This is a genomic window from Streptomyces sp. NPDC050732, assembly GCF_040654255.1.
GTDB lineage: Bacteria > Actinomycetota > Actinomycetes > Streptomycetales > Streptomycetaceae > Streptomyces.
This window is the reverse complement of sequence record NZ_JBFAHP010000003.1, coordinates 153,294-168,931: the sequence shown is the minus strand read 5'-3', so window position 1 is coordinate 168,931 and position 15,638 is coordinate 153,294. Positions and strand designations below refer to the sequence as shown.

General features: G+C 72.2%; 15 protein-coding genes. 8 read left to right on the top strand and 7 right to left on the bottom strand.

All coding sequences use genetic code 11. The features are described 5' to 3' along the window. Positions 1-22: 22 nt before the first annotated feature. On the bottom strand, positions 23-439 hold the full coding sequence (locus tag AB0H82_RS04175; RefSeq protein ID WP_362988566.1) for a BlaI/MecI/CopY family transcriptional regulator: 417 nt from the start codon (positions 437-439) through the stop codon (positions 23-25). A 166-nt stretch (positions 440-605) separates the two neighbouring features. Between AB0H82_RS04175 and AB0H82_RS04170 the strand changes: the two genes are divergently transcribed. Both AB0H82_RS04170 and AB0H82_RS04165 read left to right on the top strand, forming a co-directional pair. Continuing rightward, a complete protein-coding gene (locus AB0H82_RS04170; protein WP_362988564.1) occupies positions 606-1,181 on the top strand; it encodes a TerD family protein in 576 nt (191 codons plus the stop codon). Between the two features lie 50 nt (positions 1,182-1,231). Beyond that, entirely contained in the window at positions 1,232-1,639 is a 408-nt protein-coding gene (locus AB0H82_RS04165; RefSeq protein ID WP_362988562.1) for a CoA-binding protein, read from the top strand. A gap of 14 nt (positions 1,640-1,653) precedes the next feature. Here AB0H82_RS04165 and AB0H82_RS04160 read toward each other — a convergent pair whose 3' ends face one another. Beyond that, entirely contained in the window at positions 1,654-2,733 is a 1,080-nt protein-coding gene (locus AB0H82_RS04160) for a helix-turn-helix domain-containing protein (RefSeq protein ID WP_362988560.1), read from the bottom strand. Between the two features lie 140 nt (positions 2,734-2,873). On the opposite strand from AB0H82_RS04160, the gene AB0H82_RS04155 reads away from it, so the two are divergent. After that, positions 2,874-3,314: a nitroreductase family deazaflavin-dependent oxidoreductase gene (locus tag AB0H82_RS04155; RefSeq protein ID WP_362988558.1), complete on the top strand. Its 441-nt coding sequence runs from the start codon at positions 2,874-2,876 to the stop codon at positions 3,312-3,314. A 61-nt stretch (positions 3,315-3,375) separates the two neighbouring features. Here the strand turns inward: AB0H82_RS04155 and AB0H82_RS04150 are convergent, their stop codons facing one another. From AB0H82_RS04150 to AB0H82_RS04140, 3 genes are all read right to left on the bottom strand, one after another. Further along, the gene (locus AB0H82_RS04150; RefSeq protein ID WP_362988556.1) at positions 3,376-4,437 is read right to left on the bottom strand and encodes an LLM class flavin-dependent oxidoreductase; all 1,062 of its coding nucleotides are present in this window, start codon (positions 4,435-4,437) and stop codon (positions 3,376-3,378) included. Further along, complete coding sequence (locus AB0H82_RS04145) at positions 4,437-4,982, bottom strand: SRPBCC family protein (RefSeq protein WP_362988553.1); 546 nt, start codon at positions 4,980-4,982, stop codon at positions 4,437-4,439. Before AB0H82_RS04145 ends, AB0H82_RS04150 begins: the two co-directional genes overlap by 1 nt. Positions 4,983-5,100: 118 nt before the next feature. Next, positions 5,101-5,598 (bottom strand): helix-turn-helix domain-containing protein, encoded by a 498-nt coding sequence (locus tag AB0H82_RS04140; protein WP_362988550.1) that lies wholly within the window; start codon positions 5,596-5,598, stop codon positions 5,101-5,103. Positions 5,599-5,778: 180 nt separating this feature from the next. Between AB0H82_RS04140 and AB0H82_RS04135 the strand changes: the two genes are divergently transcribed. Beyond that, positions 5,779-6,648: a MoxR family ATPase gene (locus AB0H82_RS04135; RefSeq protein WP_362988548.1), complete on the top strand. Its 870-nt coding sequence runs from the start codon at positions 5,779-5,781 to the stop codon at positions 6,646-6,648. 35 nt (positions 6,649-6,683) lie between these two features. Further along, positions 6,684-8,126: a VWA domain-containing protein gene (locus AB0H82_RS04130; protein WP_362988833.1), complete on the top strand. Its 1,443-nt coding sequence runs from the start codon at positions 6,684-6,686 to the stop codon at positions 8,124-8,126. Here AB0H82_RS04130 and AB0H82_RS04125 read toward each other — a convergent pair. Continuing rightward, complete coding sequence (locus tag AB0H82_RS04125) at positions 8,092-9,060, bottom strand: tellurite resistance/C4-dicarboxylate transporter family protein (RefSeq protein WP_362988546.1); 969 nt, start codon at positions 9,058-9,060, stop codon at positions 8,092-8,094. The two genes, AB0H82_RS04130 and AB0H82_RS04125, sit on opposite strands and share 35 nt — an antisense overlap. Before the next feature lie 135 nt (positions 9,061-9,195). Here AB0H82_RS04125 and AB0H82_RS04120 point away from each other — a divergent pair, with 135 nt between their 5' ends. From AB0H82_RS04120 to AB0H82_RS04110, 3 genes are all read left to right on the top strand, one after another. Then, positions 9,196-10,509: an ATP-grasp domain-containing protein gene (locus AB0H82_RS04120; protein ID WP_362988544.1), complete on the top strand. Its 1,314-nt coding sequence runs from the start codon at positions 9,196-9,198 to the stop codon at positions 10,507-10,509. A 72-nt stretch (positions 10,510-10,581) separates the two neighbouring features. After that, positions 10,582-12,606 (top strand): CocE/NonD family hydrolase, encoded by a 2,025-nt coding sequence (locus AB0H82_RS04115; RefSeq protein WP_362988541.1) that lies wholly within the window; start codon positions 10,582-10,584, stop codon positions 12,604-12,606. Between the two features lie 167 nt (positions 12,607-12,773). Then, positions 12,774-14,327: an FAD-dependent oxidoreductase gene (locus AB0H82_RS04110; RefSeq protein WP_362988539.1), complete on the top strand. Its 1,554-nt coding sequence runs from the start codon at positions 12,774-12,776 to the stop codon at positions 14,325-14,327. On the opposite strand, the gene AB0H82_RS04105 is transcribed toward AB0H82_RS04110, so the two are convergent. Continuing rightward, positions 14,322-15,551, bottom strand: coding sequence for a carboxylesterase family protein (locus AB0H82_RS04105; RefSeq protein WP_362988537.1), 1,230 nt, complete (start codon positions 15,549-15,551; stop codon positions 14,322-14,324). The genes AB0H82_RS04110 and AB0H82_RS04105 overlap by 6 nt on opposite strands. Between the last annotated feature and the right edge of the window lie 87 nt (positions 15,552-15,638).

The following is a 15,638-nucleotide window of genomic DNA, read 5'->3' as shown; positions in this document are numbered from 1 at the left end:
AGTGGAGAACCCCCATCGGGCGTCAGTCGTCGGCCTCGGCGCCCGCCTGCCCGAGCAGACCGCGCAGGAGCTCCTCGTCGTCGGGCGTGAGCGTCGTGACGAAGCTGGCGAGCACGGCCTCGCGGTCGCTCTCGCCGTCGAGCACCTTGCGCATGCGGAAGGCGGCGAGTCCGGCCTCGTCCGACGCGGGCAGCCATGCGAACGACCGGCCAGCGCGCTCGCGGGTGACCACGTCCTTCGCGAGGAGGCGGGTCAGGATCGTCATGACGGTGGTGTACGCGAGGTCGCCGCCGATCCGCTCCTGCACCCAGGCGGCGCTCACGGGCCCGCGCGCGGCGTGCAGCGCGGCGAGGACCTGCGACTCCAGTTCGCCCTGTGCGCGGCGGCGCAGTCGCGGCTGCCGCGCGCCCTGCCCCTCGTGCTCGTCGGCATGCGTCATGCCCGCGATCCCTCCAGCCTCTTTGTGCTCCACGGCGGACGGGGAGCGTCTTATCGTAACGGGGCACCGCCGCACCACCCACTTCTACACTCCTGTAGATTTCGGGGAGCCAGAAGCCGGATCGAGCAGTATCCGGATCGCAGAACTCGGACCGTAGGAGGACATCGTGGGAGTTTCCCTGGCCAAGGGCGGCAACGTCTCGCTCAGCAAGGAGGCGCCGGGCCTCACCGCCGTACTGGTCGGCCTGGGTTGGGATGTGCGCACCACGACCGGCACGGACTACGACCTCGACGCCAGCGCGCTGCTCTGCGACGACTCCGGCAAGGTCGTCTCCGACCAGCACTTCGTCTTCTACAACAACCTGACGAGCCCGGACGGCTCGGTCGAGCACACCGGCGACAACCTCACCGGTGAGGGCGAGGGCGACGACGAGGCCGTGAAGGTGAACCTCGCGCAGGTGCCCGCCGACATCTCGAAGATCGTCTTCCCGGTGTCGATCCACGACGCCGAGAACCGCGGCCAGAGCTTCGGTCAGGTCCGCAACGCGTTCATCCGCGTGGTGAACCAGGCGGACGGCGTGGAGATCGCGCGCTACGACCTCTCGGAGGACGCCTCCACGGAGACCGCCATGGTCTTCGGCGAGCTCTACCGACACGGCGCCGAGTGGAAATTCCGTGCGGTCGGCCAGGGTTATGCCAGTGGGCTGCGCGGCATCGCGACGGACTTCGGCGTGAACGTCTGACCGAGCGCGGCTCCTACGGCATCCGGCCGCGACTTTCGAGGAGGCAGGTCATGTACGGCGACCAGGAGACGGTGCGCAGGATCCTGACGGAGCTCGGCGACACCTGGGCCGTCGTGGGCCTGTCCAACAACCGCGACCGGGCGGCGTACGGCGTCGCGGCCGTCCTGCAGCGCTTCGGCAAGCGCGTCGTGCCGATCCACCCCAAGGCGGAGACGGTCCACGGCGAGCAGGGCTACGCGTCCCTGTCCGCCGTGCCGTTCCGGATCGACGTGGTGGACGTGTTCGTCAACAGCGCGCTGGCGGGCCAGGTGGCGGACGACGCGGTGGCCGCAGGCGCGCAGGCGGTCTGGTTCCAGCTCGGCGTGGTCGACGAGGCGGCGTTCGACAGGACGCGCGCGGCGGGCCTGGACATGGTCATGAACCGCTGCCCCGCCATCGAGATCCCACAGCTGGGCTAGGTCGACGTCCCCGTTCAGAACGGCTGGTCGGGCCAGTCCAGTAGGCGGGCGCCGATCACTGCGGTCTGGAGGGTGTAGCGGTGCACGGGGTCGGCCGGGTTGGCGCCGGTGAGCTTGTGTATGCGCTCCAGACGGTACGTCAGGGCGCGCACGCTCAGGGAGAGGCGGCGGGCCGCCTCCGCCGCGACGCAGCCCGCGTCGAAGAACGCGGCGAGCGTGTCGATGAGCGGCTGCGCGCCGCCGCGGGCCTGCCGCAGCGGGCCGAGCGTATGGACCACCAGGTCGGCCATGGCCTGCCGGTCCCGGGTGAGCACGGGGTAGACGAGCAGATCGGCGGCGCGCAGCACGGGCTCGTCGAGTTCCAGGCGTTCGGCCAGGTCGAGGGCGTTGAGCGCTTCCTCGTACGACTGGACGACGCCGCCCGGGCCCGGCTGCGAGCGGCCGATGACGACGCGGCCGCCCTCTACGGCGGCGTAGGCGTGCTTGGCGAAGAAGGCGAGAACCTCACTCTGGTCGCCGGGGGCGATGCACACCAGCCGGCCGTCCTTGGTGGTGAGCAGGATGCTGCGGTCGCCGAACCGGCCGGTGAGGGCGCGCTCGACCTCGCGGGGCACCGCGTCCCCCTCCTCGTATCCGCTCGCCCCCTGGGCGACGGCGACCGCGTGTTCGTAGGAGAGGCGCAGCCCGAAGCGTTCGGCGCGCTCGGCGAGCAGGCCCAGGTCGCTGCGTCCGTGGAGGAGGTCGTCGATGAACTCCCGCCGGGCGGCCTCCTCCTGACGGACCGCGAGGCGCTGCGCGCGTTCGTACCCCTCGGCGAACGCGTCCACGGCCTGCTCGACGGCGGCCAGCGCGCCGTCCGTGGAGACCGTCCGCGCGGCGGGCCAGTGCTCGCGGGCGGCCGCCAGGTGCGCGCCCACCAGAGCCCGCAGCCCGAGCCCCGCCTCGGCCGCCCGCTCCCCCAACGCCCGCCGCGAGTCCAGCTCGTCACGGTTCAGCCTGCGCCCGGTCGCGGCCGCTGCGGCCAGAATGCGGGCATAGCCGTCGAGGTACTCCCCGGGCACGCCGTACCCCTCCCTACCTGCTCCGTCCACCATGCCCGCCCCCGACGCCGTGGTGGACCGCTGCCACCGTACTGAATGATTTGATGCCTTTTTAACGCATACGGAGTCGGTGGTCGGCGACCGGGTCGGCGTCGGGGCGGAACAATCGGCGGCCCCTCTCCGTTGAAGCCGATATGCCTCTGACTGGTGAATACGAGCCCGGTACGTGGGACTGGGCGAGCAAGCAGGCCCAGCTGTACGAGAGCTCCGGCGGCACCGACGGGACGACCATGCAGGGAAAGCCGGTCATCCTGCTGACGTCGGTCGGCGCCAAGAGCGGGAAGCTCCGCAAGAACCCCCTGATGCGCGTCGAGCACGACGGGGAGTACGCGGTGGTCGCGTCGAAGGGCGGCGACCCGGCGAACCCGTCCTGGTACCACAACCTGATCGCGCACCCGCACGTGGAGCTGCAGGACGGCCCGGTGAAGAAGGACTACCGCGCGCGGGTCGCCTCCGGTGAGGAGCGGCGGCTGTGGTGGGAGCGGGCGGTCGCGGTCTGGCCGGCGTACGACGAGTACCAGAAGAAGACGGACCGGGAGATCCCGCTCTTCATCCTGACCCCGTTCGAGTCCTGATTCCGTACGAGTCCTGGTCTGTTCAGGGCCTACCGCTCCCGCCGGGCGCGGTAGGCCCTCGTCAGTTCCCCTCGTCTCCCGTCACCTCCCGTACGAGCCCGATCGCCCGGCCCAGCGTGCTCAGCCGCGCGTCGAGCGTCGCGCCCGCCGGATAGAGGCGGACCGTGTCGACGCCCGCGGCGCGCCAGACCCGCAGCCGTTCGCGCACCATCTCCTCGGTGCCGATCAGGGTGGTCGCGAGGACCATCTCGTCGCTCACGAGACCGGCCGCCCCGTCCCGGTCGCCCGCCTGCCAGCGCTCGCGGACCGCCGCGGCGACCTCGGTCCAGCCCTGCCTGCTGTAGGCGGCGTTGTAGAAGTTGGTGGTGGCGGAGCCCATCCCGCCAAGGCTGAACGCGAGTTCCTTCTTGCGGCCCGCGACCATCGTGCGCAGGGCGTCCTCGTCGTCCGCGAACGCCACTTCGGCACCCTGGCAGATGTCGAGGTCTGCGCGGGTACGGCCGGCCGCGGCGAGGCCCGCGTCCAGGTGGTCGAAGTACGCCTCCTTGGCGCCTTCCGGGACGAAACTGGTGCCGAGCCAGCCGTCCGCGACCTCTCCCGTGAGGCGGAGCATCTTCGGGGAGAGGGTGGCGAGGTAGATCGGCAGGTCGTGCTCGGTGCGCAGCGACAGGCGCATGGGCCGGGCCTCGCCGCCGGGCAGCGGGACGGTGAACTCCCGCCCCTCGTGCACGATCTTCTCGCCGGAGGCCGCCCGCCGGACGATGTCCACGGTCTCCCGCATCCGGGAGAGCGGGCGCGCGAACGGCACGCCGTGCAGCCCTTCGATCACCTGCGGCCCCGAAGGTCCGAGGCCCAGCAGGAACCGCCCTTCGGAGATGTGCGCGAGGGTGAGGGCGGCCCGGGCGATGGCGACGGGGCTGCGGGTGCCGAGCTGGATGATTCCCGAGCCGAGCAGCATCCGTTCGGTGCGGGCCGCCAAGTAGCCGAGCGGGGAGGGTGCTTCGGAGCCCCAGGCCTCGGCCACCCAGCAGATGTCCATGCCCAGCTTCTCGGCCTCGGTGACGAAGTCGACCGTCTCCCGCCAGTCCGCCCCGGACGCCTCGATCGTCGTTGACGTACGCATCAGATCCGCGCCCCTTCCGCGGCCGGCGTGCCGGTCGTGCCCTCGGCCAGCGCCTTGATCGCGTCGACCGTCGCGGTCATGCTCCGCTCGAACTCCCTCAGCCGTACGAACACGATCTTCTGCTCCTTCTCCGGCATCCGCTCAATCGCGTGGCTGAGTCCCGAGCGGCCGGGCCCAAGCCGCATCCACTGCGTCAGGAGCGTGCCCCCGTCGTCCTGCGCCGCGAGGCCGAACCTCCACAGGGCGCTGGGGTGTTCGGGGTCGCTCACCGCCCACGCGAACTCGCGCGGCGCCTCGCACGCCACGACGTACGACGTGGTCTCCCACTCCCCCAGCGACGCGTGCCTGCTGCGCCCGGTGAAGCGCGCGCCGAGCGCGGGGCCGCTCGCTCCGTCCAGCCATGCGACCGACTGCAACTCCGCGCTCAGCGAGGGCAACAGGCCGATGTCGGAGACGAGCTCCCACACACGTTCCGGTGACGCGGCGATCCGCCCGCTCACCTCGACCGTCGGCCCGTCCACGTAACGCGCGCCCGTCCACTCCATCGAAGACCGCCCTCCAAGTCACTGCAGCGCCTTTGAGTCTGCGACCTTGAGAGTTGCGTAGATAGACTCACTCGTCAAGGGTCGCGCCCCGTCGTGCGCACGCGGCTGCGCGGCGCCTTCAGCGGTTGAACCGCGCCTGCACGTCCGGGCGTTCGGCGAGGCGGGGCGGGTAGCCGGGGCCGAGCCGCGGGCTCGTGTTCGCGGCCGTCATCGGTTCCCCGCAGTCGGCGCAGACGACTTCGGCGTGGCTGTCATGGCCGCAGCGGTCGTGGTGGAACACGATCGGCGCGCCTTCCTCCCCGCTCAGCCAGCGGTCGCCCCAGCTGTTCATGGCGGCGAGGACACCGAAGAAGTCGCGGCCCTTCTCGGTGAGCAGGTAGTCGTAACGCACCGGGTCGCGCTGGTAGGCCCGCTTCTCCAGAAGGCCCTCGTCCACGAGGCGGCGCAGCCGGTCGGTGAGGGTGTTGCGGGCGATGCCCAGCTCCCGCTGGAAGGCGTCGAAGCGCTTGATGCCGTAGAACGCCTCGCGCAGGACGAGCGGTGTCCACCAGTCGCCGAGCAGGTCCATCGTGCGGGCGATGGAGCACGGCCAGTTCGCAAAGGAAGTCCGCCTCATGACGCCAGCATACGAAGGTCGGTCTCAGCATGAGACCCAGCAGGGAGGAACCGTGCCCGGGGACGTGACGTTCGACGCAAACGGCGCCCGCCTGTTGTGAGCGGGCGCTTGGAGCTGATCAGGTACGAGGACCGGGCCCCCGCGTGGACCGGCCGAGCCGAGCAGTCAGGAGAACTCCCCATGACGACCGGGTACTTCACATCCGTCGACGACGTCTCGGCACGCCTGGCCACGACCGGCTATCTGGCCTCCCCCGCCGTCGCCACGACCGTCTTCCTGGCGGACCGGCTCGGCAAGCCGCTGCTCGTGGAGGGCCCGGCCGGAGTGGGCAAGACGGAGCTGGCGAAGGCCGTCGCCGAGGTCGCGGGCGCCCGGCTCGTCCGGCTGCAGTGCTACGAGGGTGTCGACGAGTCCCGCGCGCTGTACGAGTGGAACCACGCCAAGCAGCTGCTGCGCATCACCGCGGGCCGCGACGAGTCGTGGGACGAGACGCGCACCGACATCTTCAGCGAGGAGTTCCTGCTCTCGCGCCCGCTGCTCACCGCGATCCGCGGCGACGAGCCGAAGGTCCTGCTGATCGACGAGACGGACAAGGCCGACGTCGAGGTCGAGGGCCTGCTCCTGGAGGTCCTCAGCGACTTCCAGGTCACGGTGCCGGAGCTGGGCACGATCAGCGCCGGGCGCCGCCCGTTCGTCGTCCTCACCTCCAACGCGAGCCGCGAGCTGTCCGAGGCGCTGCGCCGCCGCTGCCTGTTCCTCCACATCGGCTTCCCCGAAGAGGAACTGGAGCGGCGCATCGTCCGCATGAAGGTGCCCGGACTCGACGAGGCGCTCGCCGCGTCGGTGGTGCGGGTGGTCGGCGCCCTGCGCGCGATGGACCTGCGGAAGGTGCCGTCGGTCGCGGAGACCATCGACTGGGCGCGTACGCTGCTCGCGCTCGGCGCCGACACGCTGGACGAGACCGTCGTGCGCGACAGCCTCGGCGTGGTCCTCAAGCACCAGGACGACGTGCTGAAGGCCGTCGCCAAGCTGGACCTGGACGCCGTGTGACACCCCCGCAGACCGAGGCCGGACCCGACGCCCCCGTGCCCGGCTCCCCCGCCCCCGGCATCACCGGCCGCCTCACCGGCCTTGTCGGCACTCTCCGCTCGCACGGGCTGCGCATCGGCCCGGGTGAGACCGTCGACGCCGCGGCCGCCCTTGAGGTGCTCGGGCTCACCGACCGGGAGCGGGTCAGGGAAGGGCTCGCCGCCGCGCTGCTCCACCGGGAGGATCAGCGCGCGGTCTTCGACCCGGTCTTCGACCTGTATTTCCCGCTGGGCGTCGGTGCGCCGGACGACGGGAGCGACCGCGTGCACGAGGGCGGCGGTGACGCCGACCGGGACGCGCTGCGGGAACGGCTGGTCGCCGCGCTCGCCGCGAACGACCAGGCGCTCCTCGGCCGGTTGGCGGCTGAGGCGGTGGACGGCTTCGGTGGCTACGGCTCCTCGTCTTCGGGCGCGGACGGCTCCTCCTCGTCGGGCGCGGACGGCTGGTCGTCGTACCAGACGCTGAGCCGGCTGCGTCCGGAGACGCTGCTCACCCGTGTCCTCGCCGCCCTCCGCGCGGGCTCCGCCGGGCAGGACGGGCAGGGCACCGGCGAGGCGGCGTTCACGGACCGCCTTGAGGCCGACGAGGTGCGGCGCCGCATCGAGGGGTTCCGTGAGCGGGTCCGCACCGAGGCGCGCCGCCGGGTCGCCGAGCGGCGCGGCACGGAGGAGATCGCCCGCCGTGCCGTGGCGACCACCGCCGACCGCGTCGATTTCCTGCTGGCGGGCCGCGCGCACCTGGACGAACTCCGCCGGGCGGTGCATCCGCTGGCGCGCAGGCTCGCGACCCGGCTTGCCGCTCGTCGCAGGCGGGCCGCGCACGGCAGCATCGACCTGCGCCGCACGCTGCGCGGATCGCTGTCGACGGGCGGGGTGCCGATGCGCCCGGTGCTGCGCCGTCGCCGTCCCGCGCGCCCCGAGCTGGTCCTGCTGTGCGATGTGTCCGGTTCGGTGGCGGGCTTCGCGAACTTCACGATGCTGCTGGTCCAGGCGTTGCACGACCAGTTCAGCAAGGTACGCGTGTTCGCCTTCGTCAACCGCGTGGACGAGGTGACGGGGCTGGTCGCGCGCGGCGCCGCCGACCCGGGGGGCCTCAGCGCCCGGATCCTCGGGAAGGCCACCGTGACGGGCCGGCACGGGAGCAGCGACTACGGCACCTCCCTGGGCGAGTTCGCCGAGCGGTACCTCGACGCGGTCGGCCCGCGCTCGACGGTCTTCGTCCTCGGCGACGCCCGGACCAACATGAGCGATCCGAACCTGCCCGCGCTGCGGCACATCGCCGAGCGGGCCCGCCGGGTGTACTGGCTCAACCCGGAGGGGCGCTCGCAGTGGTCGACCGGGGACTCGGCGGCGTACGCGTACGCCGAGCTGGTCGAGATGTACGAGTGCCGCAACGCGCGGCAGCTCAGCGGACTGATCGCACGCCTGCTGCCCGTCTGAGCATCCCCGCGAACGCGCACAGCCAGGCAGCCACCGCGACCCACAGCAGCACCCTGCCCGGCTCCCGGAGCCAGGAGATGTCCGCCGTCGCGCTCACCGAGAGCGTGGCGACGGCCGTCATCCCCATCGGGAAGACCGTGGCCCAGCGCCGCACGTCGTAGTGCGGCCTCGGCCAGCGCACCTCGGCGGCCAGCAGGACGAGGTACCAGGCGAGGTCCAGCGCGAGGACGATCAGCGTCACCGTGCGCAGGACGTCGTGCCAGGCCCCCGTGAACAGGGGCGCCGCCACGAGCTTCGTCCCTGCGAGCGCGGAGATCGCGAGGGCGCCGCCCGCCACCCACTGGTCTCCCGCACCCGTACGCAGGCCGGCGAGGTCGAACCGGGCGAAGGCCGCCGCGTACAGCACCAGGCCGAGGCAGAAGAAGACGAGCGCGACACCGGAGAGCGGGCGCGCGGGCAGGGCGATGGCCAGGGCGCCGCACAGCACCGCGATCCCCTGGGTGGCGACGCAGACGAGGAAGACCGCGCCCGGCATGCGGTGCCCCCAGTGGCGCACCACAGCGGGCAGCAGGACCGGCCAGAGGACGGCGGCGATCACCAGCAGGGTCACGGCGAGCGGCTGCCGGCCGAGGAGCGACAGGCGGGTGCCCAGTACGCAGGTGGCGGCGACGGCGGTGAGCGCGGGCGGCGTGTCCGCCTCCGCCTCCCAGCGCGAGCGCCGGCGCGTCAGGCGGAACGCGAAGTCCGCGGCGAGCGCGATCCAGGCGGCCGCGGCCAGCACCAGTGCCACGCGGGAGAGGGTCTCGTGGCCGAGGAGGTGCAGGCCCACGGAGATGATGCCGGTGGCCATCACCGCGGACCCCGCTGCGGGCGGCAGCCCCGTCCACCAGGCGGTGAACCGGGCCTGGCGCGTCATCGGCGGGCTGGGTGTCATGGCCCCAGGATCGGCGCCCTGGCCCGGGTCCGCTGGCCGGGCGGGGCCGATCGGGATCTTCCCGCGCCCCACCTGACGTGTGCCTTTTCGAGCCACGGGTACCCGGCCGCTCCGACGACGACTGGAGGAGAATCCGTGGCTGCACCCCGCAAGAACGTCTTTGTGCTCGGTCTGGACGACGCCAATGTGCCCACCTTGAACAGCATTCCCGGCGCGGCGAACTACCGCTTCCACCCGCTGCTCACCGTCGAGGAACTGCAGGGCGGCGAGGTCTCCGTGCCGGAGCTGCTCGACAAGGCCCAGGGCATCCTCGACTCGTTCGACGGCAGCATCGACGCGATCGTGGGCTACTGGGACTTCCCCGTCAGCACGCTCGTCGCGATGCTCGGCGACCGCTACGGCACCCGCAGCACCAGCCTGGAATCGGTCGTCAAGTGCGAGCACAAGTACTGGAGCAGGCTGGAGCAGCAGAAGGTCATCGACGAGCACCCGCGCTTCGGCCGGGTCGACCTCGACGCCGACGATCCGCGGCCGCCCGAGGGCGTGCGGTTCCCGATGTGGCTCAAGCCCGCGCTCTCGTACTCCTCCGAGCTGGCCTACAGCGTCAAGGACCAGGACGAGTTCCGGGAGGCCTGTGCCCGGATCAAGGAGGGCATCAGCCGGGTCGGGCGCCCCTTCGAGTACATACTCCAGCAGCTCGACCTGCCGCCCGAGATGGACGGGGTCGGCGCCCAGGTCTGCCTCGCCGAGGAGGCGATATCGGGCGTCCAGGTCGCCGTGGAGGGGTATGTGCACCGGGGCGAGGTGACCGTCTACGGCGTCCTCGACTCCATCAACTATCCCGACTCCTCCTGCTTCCTGCGCCACCAGTACCCGTCCGGCCTGCCGGAGCCCGTGGTGCGGCGGCTGCACGACGTGTCGAAGCGGGTGATCCGGCAGGTCGGCATGGACTCGGCGACGTTCAGCATCGAGTACTTCTACGACCCGGGCACGGACGCCATCAACCTGCTGGAGATCAACCCCCGGCACTCCCAGTCGCACGCGGAGCTCTTCGCGTACGTCGACGGCGTCCCCAACCACCACTGCATGGTCAGCCTCGCCTTCGACGAGGACCCGGCGCTCCCGTATCGCGAGGGCCCGTACGCGACGGCGGCCAAGTGGTACTACCGGTGGTTCGCCGACGGCGTGTCGCACCAGGTGCCGACCCCCGAGGAGGTCGAGCGGATCGAGCGCGAGAACCCGGGCGTTCACATCGATGTCCTCGCCGAGGAGGGCAGGAAGCTGTCCGAGGTCACCGATCAGGACAGCTACAGCTACGAGCTGGCCCACATCAGCACCGGCGGCGACAGCGAGGAGGACCTGCGGCGCAAGTACGACCGGTGCGTGGCCGCGCTGGGTCTCGCCTTCGACGACACCGAGCCCGGCGGCCGCGACCTCACCAACGACTAGCCCGCATCCCGAACCACCCCGCACCACCCGTCGGCCCCGGCGGGAAAGCAACTGAGAGGACGGCCCCGCACCATGCGTTACGTGGGCAATCTCCCGTACGCGACGAAAGAGGAAGAGCACGTCGTCATCCCGATGTCCGACGGCGTCCGGCTGTCGGCCCGCGTCTGGCGGCCCACGGCATCGGACGACGACCCGGTGCCCGCCATCCTGGAGTACATCCCGTACCGCAAGCGCGATCTGAGCTCGCAGCGCGACTCGATCCACCACCCCTACATCGCGGGGCACGGCTACGCGTGCGTGCGGGTCGACCTGCGCGGCACCGGCGAGTCCGAGGGCGTGCTCACGGACGAGTACCTGGAGCAGGAGCAGACCGACGCCGAGGAAGTCCTCGCCTGGCTGGCGGCGCAGCGCTGGTGCGACGGGACCACCGGCATGATGGGCATCTCCTGGGGCGCGTTCGCCGCCCTCCAGGTCGCCGCCCGGCAGCCCGAGAGCCTCAAGGCGATCGTCATCTCGTCGTTCACGGACGACAGGTACGCCGACGACATGCACTACATGGGCGGTGCGATGCTGTCGGACAACCTCGCCGAGGCGGGCACCATGTTCGCCTACGCCACCTGTCCCCCGGACCCCGCGGTGGTCGGCGACCGCTGGCGCGAGATGTGGCGGGAGCGGCTCGACCACGCCCGGCCCTGGGTCCTGGAGTGGCTGCGCCACCAGCGCCGCGACGCGTACTGGAAGCACGCCTCGGTCTGCGAGAACTACCAGGACGTGCGCTGTCCCGTCCTCGCCTCCAGCGGCTGGGCGGACGGCTACTCCAACGCCGTGACCCGGCTGCTCGGCCACCTCGACGTGCCGCGCAAGGGCCTCGTCGGCCCCTGGTCGCACAAGTATCCGCACCTGGGTGAGCCCGGCCCCGCCATCGGCTACCTCCAGGAGGTGGTGCGCTGGTGGGACCACTGGCTCAAGGGCGAGGACAACGGCGTGATGGAGGGCCCGATGCTGCGGGCCTGGATGCAGGAGAGCGTGCCGCCCTCCACCTCGTACGAGGAGCGCCCAGGGCGCTGGGTCGGCGAGCCGGACTGGCCCTCGCCGCACATCGAACAGGTCAGCCACCCGCTGGCGCGGCACCGCATCCTGCCAGCGGGCGAGGCGGAACCTGGCGAGGCGATGACCGTGCAGTCCCCGCTCTCCGTGGGCCAGTTCGCCGGGAAGTGGGCGTCCTACAACGCGCCGCCGGACCTGCCCTACGACCAGCGCGAGGAGGACGGCGGCTCGCTCGTCTTCGACTCGCCGGAGCTCACCGAGACCGTGGAGATCCTCGGCTCGCCCTCCGTCGAACTCGATCTGTCGGTCAGCGAACCGGTGGCCACCGTCGCCGCCCGCATCTCCGACGTCGCCCCCGACGGGCGCGCCACGCGGGTCACCTACGGCGTGCTCAACCTGACCCACAGGGACGGCACCGGCGAGCCCGAACCGCTCGAACCGGGCCGCCGCTACCGCGCGACCCTCCAGCTCAACGGCGTCGCGCAGTCCTTCCCGCCCGGCCACCGCATCCGGCTCTCCCTGTCGACGTCCTACTGGCCGCTGGCCTGGCCGCCGCCGCGCCCTGTGGTGCTCAGCGTGTACGAGGGGTCCAGCGCGCTGCGGCTTCCGGTGCGCCCGACGGCGGAACCGGACAACGCGCCCCAGCGGCCCTTCGGCGAACCCGAGGGCACCCCGCCGCTCGCCACCACCCAGCTCTCTCCGCCGGAACAGCGCTGGGAGGTCAAGCGCGACCTGGTCGGATACGACTCCTCGCTGGAGATCGTCAAGGACCGCGGCACCGTGCGCTACGACGAGATCGGCCTCGACGTCGGCTGCCGGGCGTACGAGCGGTACACCGCGACCGGGGACGACTTCACCTCGGTGGGCGGCGAGTCCGACTGGACGATGCGGTTCCGGCGGGACGACTGGGACGTCAGCGTGCGGACCCGCACGGTGCTGAGGTGCGACGAGGACAACTTCTTCGTCGACGCGACCCTGGACGGCTACGAGGGCGAGCGGCGCGTCTTCTCCCGCACGTGGAACGAAACCCTGCCGCGCGACTCGCTCTGACCTTGACCGCCCGACCCGGCCGCACCTGCGAAAAAGCCGCCGGCCCGTCCTCCGCCTGGCCGTGACCGGCGGCGCGGCGGCCGGGTTTGGCGCACGGGCCGGGGGAGACTCGCACTCACGCACGCCGAGACCTTGGAGGCCGCCATGTACACCTTCACGGATGCCGCATGAACGACATGAAGACACCCGGTGCGCTGCCGGGCCGCCCCGAGTCGTACTGGATGGAGACCAGCGCGTCGACGTCCCACCCGCCCCTGGCCGAGGACATCGAGGTGGACGTCGCCGTCGTCGGCGGCGGCGTCGCGGGGCTGAGCACGGCGTGGGAACTGGCCCGCGCCGGGCGGTCGGTCGCCGTCCTGGAGGCCGACCGGATCGCCGCCGGCGTCACCGGCTACACCACCGCCAAACTCACCGCGCTGCACTCCCTCGTCTACGAACGGCTGCGCCGCACGCGCGGCCCCGAGGGCGCCCGCCTGTACGCCGAGTCGCAGCAGCGGGCGGTGGAGCACGTGGCGGCGGTCTCCGCCGAGCTCGGCATCGACTGCGACCTGGAGCGCACACCGGCCTTCACCTACACGACCCGCGCCGAGCGCACCGACGAGCTGCGGGCCGAGGCCGCCGCGGCCCGGGAGGCCGGCCTCGCCGCCACCTACACGGAGGAGACCGGCCTGCCCTTCCCCGTGGCGGGCGCGGTGCGCGTCGAGGACCAGGCGCAGTTCCACCCCCGCTCCTACCTGCTCGCGCTCGCCGACGACCTGCTGGCGCGGGGCGGTGTCATCCACGAGCGGACCCGGATCACCGGTCTGCGCGAGGGTTCGCCGTGCACGGTGACCGCCGAGTCCGGGCACACGGTCACCGCTCGGGACGTCGTCATCGCCACGCACTACCCGGTCTTCGACCGCGCCCTGCTCTTCGCCCGTCTCTCCCCCCGCCGCGAGCTCGTCGTCGCCGCTCCCCTGGCGGCCGGCCAGGACCCGGGCGGCACGTACATCACCCAGGACGAGGGCAAGCGGTCGGTGCGCACCGCGCCGTACGGCGGTGACGGCGGGCGGCTGCTCATCGTCACGGGTGACAGCTTCACGCCGGGCACCGGCGACCCCGCCGCGGGATTCCGCACCCTGGACACGTGGATGCGGGAACGCTTCGACGTCGGGGAGACGGCCTACCGGTGGGCGGCCCAGGACAACGACGTCACCGACACCGTGCCGATGGTCGGCCCCTTCCACCCCGGCGCCCGGCACACCTATGTGGCGACCGGGTTCGGCGGCTGGGGCATGAGCGGCGGCGTCATGGCGGGGCAGCTGCTCACCCGGCTGATCCGCGGCGAGAAGTCGCCGTGGGCCGAGCTGTACGATCCGCGCCGGCTGTGGAGCGCCGTGCGGGAGATGCCGTCCCTGCTGAGCACGCAGGCGGAGGTCGCACGGCACTTCATCGGGGACCGGCTCCGGCCGACCCACGTCGACTCCGTGGACGAGATCCCCGCGGGGTCCGGTGCGGTGGTGCGGGTCGAGGGGCGGCGCTGCGCGGTGCACCGGGACGAGTCGGGCGCGCTGCACGCGGTCTCCGCCCGCTGCACCCACCTCGGCTGCCTGGTCTCCTTCAACGACGCCGAGGCGACGTGGGAGTGCCCCTGCCACGGCTCCCGGTTCGCCACCGACGGGTCGGTCCTCCAGGGTCCCGCGACCCGCCCGCTGGAGCCGCGGCAACTGCCCGGTTCATGAGGTCCTGGACGGTGTGCCCCCGGTCAGGGGCGCGGGCAGGTCGCCGGGCGTGCCCGTGCGGGCGAAGGTGAGCCACGCGGAGCGCAGCGCGCTGCCGAGCCGGTCGGTCTCCTCCCACGGCGTCCCGCCCAGCATGGGTGCCGACCGCCACGCGTCGCGCGTGCCGAAGAGCAGGGGCAGTTCGAGGCAGTGGGTGGCGCCGAGCGGGGATCCGGCGGGGCGCCAGTCGATGCGGTACGAGTGCACCCGGGACCCGGCCCGTGCCAGGCGTTCCCCGTAGCGGGACAGCGGCTCCTCGTACACCTCGCGGGTGCGCACCGCCGGGTCCTCGCCCTCGCCGAGGAACGCGGTCATGTCGTCGGCGTTCCAGCCGTACAGGACGTCGAGGCCGCGGACGTTGTCGTCCGACGGGGTGCCCGGGGGCGGGAGGGGGGCGACTCCTTCCACGGGGATGAAGGCGGGCTCCATCCGCCGGCCCGCCGTGCGCAGGTGAACGGCCGCCGTCTCGCTCTGTGCCGCCAGGACCGCGGGCACGTCGGCCGTGCGCGGATCCGTGCCGAGAGCGTCGGCGAAGACCTGCCCGAGCGCGAGGGACTCCTGGTGGGGGCGGGCGGTGATCTCCAGCGGGGCGCTCTGCAAAACAGCCCGGCGGAACAGGCCACGCGCCTCGGGGAGTTCCATCAGAAGGCGGACGGAGATGCCACCGGCGGACTGGCCGATCACGGTGACGTTCGCGCGATCGCCGCCGTAGTCGGCGATGTGCGCGCGCACCCAGCGCAACGCCTCCACCTGGTCGTACAGACCGAGGTTGCCCTCGCTCACCCCGTCGAGGCAGAGGTAACCGAAGGCTCCCAGACGGTAGTTGACGCCGACGACGACCACGTCGCCCTCGGCCGCGAGGACTCTCCCGTCGTACCAGTCCATGAGGCCCGCGCCGGTGACGAACCCGCCGCCGTGCAGCCACACGAGCACCGGCCTGGCGCCCGCGTCCCGGGCCGGTGTGGCGATCGACAGGTTGAGGCAGTCCTCGCCCTGCGGGTGGGTGTCGGCGGGCGGGCCCATCACGAAGTCGAGCCTGGAGGAGGGTTGCGGACAGATCTCGCCGACGGCGGGGCGCGGGTCCCCGTCAGGTACCGGCCGGGGCCGGGCGAAGCGTTCGGCGGTGGCGTAGCGGATCGGTCCCGTACGGATCACTTCCGTACCGGACGGCGTGCTGGCGCTCATGCTTCCGCCCCTTCCGTGGTGACTACACTCATCACGGCGAAGTCTCCGTCACCGGAGGGAAACGCGCCACCAGTTCCACCCGGGCGT